The 5,603-nt window shown below is 59.8% G+C and carries 4 protein-coding genes and 1 pseudogene; 1 reads left to right on the forward strand and 4 read right to left on the reverse strand.

Features of this window, described 5'->3' with window-relative positions; translation table 11 throughout:
* Window positions 1-126 precede the first annotated feature (126 nt).
* The 4 genes and pseudogenes from C3418_RS22570 to tapM all read right to left on the reverse strand — a co-directional run.
* A pseudogene (locus tag C3418_RS22570) lies at window positions 127-438 on the reverse strand (pilus assembly protein PilP); the annotation flags it as partial.
* 2 nt (window positions 439-440) lie between these two features.
* Window positions 441-1,037 carry a PilO family type IV pilus biogenesis protein TapO gene (gene tapO / locus C3418_RS22575; protein WP_010673821.1) on the reverse strand — a complete coding sequence of 199 codons (597 nt, stop codon included), beginning with the start codon at window positions 1,035-1,037 and terminating at the stop codon, window positions 441-443.
* Window positions 1,034-1,603: a PilN family type IV pilus biogenesis protein TapN gene (gene tapN, locus C3418_RS22580; RefSeq protein WP_010673820.1), complete on the reverse strand. Its 570-nt coding sequence runs from the start codon at window positions 1,601-1,603 to the stop codon at window positions 1,034-1,036. Before tapN ends, tapO begins: the two co-directional genes overlap by 4 nt.
* Window positions 1,591-2,652 (reverse strand): PilM family type IVa pilus assembly protein TapM, encoded by a 1,062-nt coding sequence (tapM, locus tag C3418_RS22585; protein ID WP_029314117.1) that lies wholly within the window; start codon window positions 2,650-2,652, stop codon window positions 1,591-1,593. The genes tapN and tapM overlap by 13 nt, the downstream gene beginning before the upstream one ends.
* A gap of 298 nt (window positions 2,653-2,950) precedes the next feature.
* Between tapM and C3418_RS22590 the strand changes: the two genes are divergently transcribed.
* Complete coding sequence (locus tag C3418_RS22590) at window positions 2,951-5,440, forward strand: penicillin-binding protein 1A (protein WP_010673818.1); 2,490 nt, start codon at window positions 2,951-2,953, stop codon at window positions 5,438-5,440.
* Window positions 5,441-5,603 lie beyond the last annotated feature (163 nt).

The raw sequence follows: 5,603 nt of genomic DNA on the forward strand, positions 1-5,603 counted from the left end.
CGGCCAAGCGATTGGGCCGCTGCCCGCAGGAGTGGCTGAGGGCAGTTGTCAGGTCCTGCATCGAGAAAACCGACTACCCGTTCCCGGAGGAGTTGGTGCTGTCAACACCGTCCCGGTGAACGGTTACGAGCCTTTCATGCTCAGGCTGGCAAGCGAGTAGCGTTCCAGCACCTCCTTTTCCCGATTGGCCACTATCTGGGCACAGTCCGGCTTGGCCTTGGCATCCAGCCTGGAACTGGTTTCCGGCTGGGGTGCAATGAACGGACTACGCTGATCGCTGCGTTGATAGACCATGGGCGAGAAGGGCTTTATCTCCGGCAAAGATTCGATCGGTACCGGCTTTCTGGCCTTGGTCTGTTTGACATACTCATCCATGTCCTCCTGTCCCCCACAGGCCGTCAACAGCAGCGCCGACAAGAGAAGTACGCCCGCTCTCATGCTCATGGCTTTTTCTCCACGGTTTTGCCGTTGTACTTGTAGGTCTTGGCCTGCATGGACATACCGATCAGCTCACCCCCCTTCCCCTGGCTGAGCTGGAAAGAATCCAGGATCACGATGCGCGGCAAAGCAGCCATGTCCGCCGTGAACTTGCCAAGTTCGTGATAAGTGCCCACGACCTCGATGCGCATGGGCAGCTCGGTGGAGAACTCGTGTTTCACCTCTGGCTCCCAGTTGATCCTGTTCAATGTCAAACCGTTGTCGGTGGCAATGAAGCTGATGTCATCCAGCAAACCGGCGACTTCGTGGGTGTTGGGCAGCTGTTTGAGCTGAGTGTCGACCAGATGTTCCAGCTGGACCATCTGCTTTCTGTATGCTTCCAGGTTCGCGGCCAGCATGGCCTTGCTCTCGAATTGTCCCTTGAGCTCGCTCTCTTTTGCAGCTTCACGACCCAGAGCGGCCAGGGAATTGGCAATCACGTAGTAATAGAGTGCCCCGCCAAGCAGAGCACAGCAGAAGAAGACAAAGATGCCCTTGGCGATCGGCGGCCAGCGGGCAATGTCATTGAGATCCAGGTCGTTAAGTTGTTGCAGGTTCATTTTTGCCCCTTAGCCGCGTTGGGTAGCGCCGTGGCAATCTGGAACATCATGGAGAACTGGCTCAGGGCGATGGGGGCCACCTCGGCCGTGAAAATGGTGCTGAGCTGGGATTGTGTCAGCCAGCCGGAACCGTCGATTCGGCGCATCATGCTGGCTACCCTGCCATAGGCTTCGGTCTTTCCCTTCACGTCTATCTTGTTGTTTTGCAGAGCAAGGCTATCAAGATACACCCCATTGGGGACCAGCACCGGTAGCTGATTGAACAGACGCACAGGGATGTTGCGGCGCATCTGCAACTGCTCGATGAGTTGCATGCGGTCAATCAACTCCTTGCGCCGCTCCTTGAGAAGCCTGATCTCCCCAAGCTGGGTGTCCAGGGTTGCCATCTCCTGCTGCAACCGCTGATTGCGCTGCTGCTGGTAACCGATCTGCTGCTGCACCAGCCAGTCTGCGGCAAAGGCGATGGCTGCCGTCCCCGCCAGGAACAGACCGAACAGGATGCCGAATTGTTTCTTCTGACGCTGCGCCCGAGCCTGCCGCCAGGGCAGAAGGTTTATATTTGACATGGTGTGAAGCTCCTCAGTGCCAGCCCGAGCGCCGTCATGTACTTGGCCCCATGAGTCAGCCCCCCCTCTCCCTGCGGCTTGCCAAAGAGTGCAAAGGGATCAGGATGCAGCACCTCGCAGTTGAGCTCGCTGCCGATTTGTCCGGCCAGCCCCGGCAGCAGGCTCCCCCCTCCGGTCAGCACCAGCCTGGAGAGCTCCTTGTTCCCCGAGGAGCTGCAAAACAGCTGCACGTTGCGCCGTATCTGCAACACCAGAGTGCTGAGGTGAGGCAACAGGACATCCACCTCATGATCCGCAGGCAAGGAGCCCTGGAGCTTGGCCAGTTCCGCTTCTTCCATACTCATGCTGTAAAAAGAGGCCAATGCCTGGCTGTATTGATCACCACCAAAATTCTGCAACCGGGAATAGATGATCTGGCCCCGTAGCAGGGCGGCGAAAGTCAGGGCGCTGGCACCGATGTCGACGATGCCAACCGGTTTCTCCGAGGTTTGCAGGTCGGGCAGGCAAGCCAGCACGGCGCGTCCGAGCGCATGGGCCCCCACATCCACCACCATGGTCGTCATGCCTGCCTCCGTCAGGGCACTGACCCGGCCACTGACGCTCTCGGTCCGCGCGGCACTGAGCAGGACCTCCTGACGCCCGTTGTCGCCCGCCATGCCGAGGATTTCAAAATCCAGGCTCACTTCATCGAGGGGAAAGGGGATGAGCTGCTCTGCCTCCAGGTGAACCTGGTTCTCCAGCTCGCTCTCGTTGATGTTGGTATCGACCTGAATGATCTTGGTGATGACATTGGAACCGGTCACGGCCGTGGCCACGTTCTGGCAATCCCCTTGCACGAGCCGCTTGAGCGACTTGAGGGACTGACTGACCCGTTCAATGTCCTGAAGTTGATAGTCGACCAGCGTCCCCCTTGGCATGGGGATCTCGGCAACCGAACCGAGGTGCACCTTGCCGGGACGTCCGCTGATGGTGACGGCCTTGATGGTTTGACTGCCAAAATCAATGCCCGCCAAGGAGACGAGGGATCCCTTACTTAATAGCCCAAACATATACACATCCATGCGTTATTGGGTTTTCGGACTTATTGTAGGACAGCGCGTCATGATGTGACGGCTTAACTCAATATAATGCTCTATCTATCAATGTCATAAAGTTTGTGTCAAAAGTTGACGCCCCTCTCCTTTCGGCCTTGATTGCGGCCCCCTTGGTAATTGTGCCCTGGAGTGCTACCCTCCCGCCTCTTCTCGGGGTCGCCTGTTTGCGGAGAGGAAAACCTCGAATCCGCGAGGGTAAAAAGGCTATACTCTGCGCCCGTTGGCTAATTTTAAGACGATTGGTAGTTCTTCCATGCTGAAATGGCTCGTTCGCCTGTTTATTGTCATGATGCTGGGTGCTGTGCTGGGCGTTGCCAGCCTCATCGGCATCTACTTCTACATCAAGCCCCAGTTGCCGGACGTCAGCGCTCTGCGCGATGTCAAACTGGCTACCCCCATGAAGGTCTACAGCCGGGACGGGGAATTGATCTCCCAGTTTGGCGAAATTCGTCGCATCCCTCTGCGGCTGGACGAAATTCCCCAGTCCATGATCGATGCCGTACTCGCCACCGAAGATGCCCGCTTCTATGAGCACCCGGGCATAGATCCCATCGGCATCATCCGTGCCGCCACCGTCTGGGCCGTCTCCGGCCAGGCGCGCCAGGGCGCCAGTACCATTACCCAGCAGGTGGCTCGCAACTTCTTCCTGAGCAACGAGAAGACTCTTGTACGCAAGATCAAGGAAGTGTTCCTCGCCTGGCGCATCGAGCAGAACCTCTCCAAGGACGAGATCCTCACCCTCTATCTCAACAAGATCCCCCTCGGCTACCGGGCATTCGGGGTCGGCGCGGCCGCCCAGGTCTACTTCGGCAAGGAGGTCAAAGATCTGACCCTGGACGAGATCGCCATCATCGCGGGTCTCCCCAAGGCCCCCTCCATGCTGAACCCGATCCGTTCCCCGGAGCGCGCCTTCGCCCGCCGCAACGTGGTACTGGGTCGCATGCTGGAAACCGGCAAGATCACCCAGGCCCAGTATGACGAAGCCTCCAAGATGCCGGTCAAGGCCCGTTTTCACGGTGCCGAAACTACGCTGAACGCCCCCTATCTGAGCGAGATGGTACGCCAGAAGATGGTGGAGCAGTTTGGTGAAGATGCCTACACCATGGGGCTGCACGTCTACACCACCGTCACCGCCAAGCGTCAGCGCGCCGCCCATCAGGCGCTGCTGGACGGTGTCTTCGACTACGACACCCGCCACGGCTACCGTGGCCCGACCGCCTTGCTGTGGAAAGCCGGTGAAACGGCCTGGGACTACGAGCAGATCATGGCCCATCTGGCCAAGCAGCCGACCTATCAGCCCCTGATGGCCGCCGTGGTCACCCAGCTCGGCGACAAGAGCGCCACCCTGGTGCTCAAGAATGGCAAACAGGCCGAACTGGGCTGGAATGGCATCAAGTGGGCGCGTGCCTTCATCACCGACGATCGCCAGGGCTTTGCCCCGAAATCGGCGCGGGATGTACTGAAAGTCGGCGCCCAGATCTGGGTCAGGGAGAAGGGGGAAGAGTTGCTGCTCTCCCAGATCCCCGACGTCAACGCCGCCCTGGTGGCCATGAACCCGCAAGACGGCGCCATCGAGGCCCTGGTCGGCGGCTTCAGCTTCGAGCTCTCCAAGTTCAACCGGGTCGATCAGGCCCGTCGTCAGGTCGGCTCCAACATCAAGCCTTTCCTCTATGCCACCGCGCTGGAGCAGGGCTATACCCTGGCGTCCCTCATCAACGATGCACCGATCAACCAGTGGGATCCTGCCAAGGGCCCCATGTGGCAGCCCAAGAACTCGCCCGCCATCTATGAAGGGCCGACCACATTGCGCCTCGGCCTTGCCAAGTCCAAGAACGTGATGTCGGTCCGCCTGATGCGCGCCATCGGGCTGGATACCTATATCGACGGCCTGACCCGCTTCGGCTTCGCCCGTGATCACATTTCCGCCAACGAATCCCTGGCGCTGGGTGCGGCGGAGTTCACCCCGCTGGAAGTGGTGCGCGGCTACTCGGTGCTGGCCAATGGCGGCTTCCAGGTCACCCCCTACTTCATTACCGAAGTGACTGACAGCTTCGGCACCCCCCTGTTCGAGGCCAACCCGGCCGCCGCCTGCCGCGACTGCGGCGTGCTGGCCGCCGCCGGTCTCGACAGCGCGGATGCCTATGCCAATACCACGGCAGACTGGAAGGCCCAGTGCCCCATCGATCCTGTCGTGCCCAACAACATGGCACCGCAGACCATCAGCGCCCAGAGCGCCTTCCTCATCACCGACACCCTGACCACCGCCATCTGGGGTGGCAATGGCTGGCGTGGTACCGGCTGGCGGGCAGCCCGTGACCTCAAGCGTCACGACATCTCGGGCAAGACGGGGACCACCAACGAATCCCGGGATGCCTGGTTCTCCGGCTATACCCCGAATCTGGTGGCCACCTCCTGGATCGGTTTTGACAACCACCAGCGCGGTCTGGGCCGGGCCGAGTTTGGCGGTGGTGCCGCCCAGCCCATCTGGATTGACTTCATGAAGACGGCTCTGCAACAGGTGCCCGAGCGCAAGATGCCGGTCCCCGAAGGGATCATGCAGGTCCGCATCGATCGTGAAACCGGTCTGCTGACCAATCGCGCCGATGGCAGTACTACGGAGGAGTTCTTCAAGGAGGGCACAGAGCCCACCCGCTACGCGAGCCAGATCTCCGATGGCAACCAGGTGTATGGCGGTGACGATGCGACCACAGACGGTCCCGTCTCCACCGACGACATCTTCTAGGTCCCCCTGGAAACAACAAAAACCGGCGCCCAGGCGCTAATGCCAGTCAGTTAAGCCTGACTGGCATTGTTTTTACTAGGTTTTCTCGTCGCATACTTCTGTGGTTTGGCTTTGATGCACCTTGGGTAACTTCGTTCTCGGCGGGCGGGTAACTTGAACTGCT

It is taken from the genome of Aeromonas sp. ASNIH8 (assembly GCF_002919855.1).
Taxonomy (GTDB): Bacteria; Pseudomonadota; Gammaproteobacteria; order Enterobacterales; family Aeromonadaceae; genus Aeromonas; species Aeromonas caviae.

Bases quoted from the DNA above. Each gene is read 5' to 3' on its own strand.
- tapM (WP_029314117.1), bottom strand. From the start codon at position 2,652: ATGTTTGGGCTATTAAGTAAGGGATCCCTCGTCTCCTTGGCGGGCATT.
- C3418_RS22590 (WP_010673818.1), top strand. From the start codon at position 2,951: ATGCTGAAATGGCTCGTTCGCCTGTTTATTGTCATGATGCTGGGTGCT.
- tapO (WP_010673821.1), bottom strand. From the start codon at position 1,037: ATGAACCTGCAACAACTTAACGACCTGGATCTCAATGACATTGCCCGC.
- tapN (WP_010673820.1), bottom strand. From the start codon at position 1,603: ATGTCAAATATAAACCTTCTGCCCTGGCGGCAGGCTCGGGCGCAGCGT.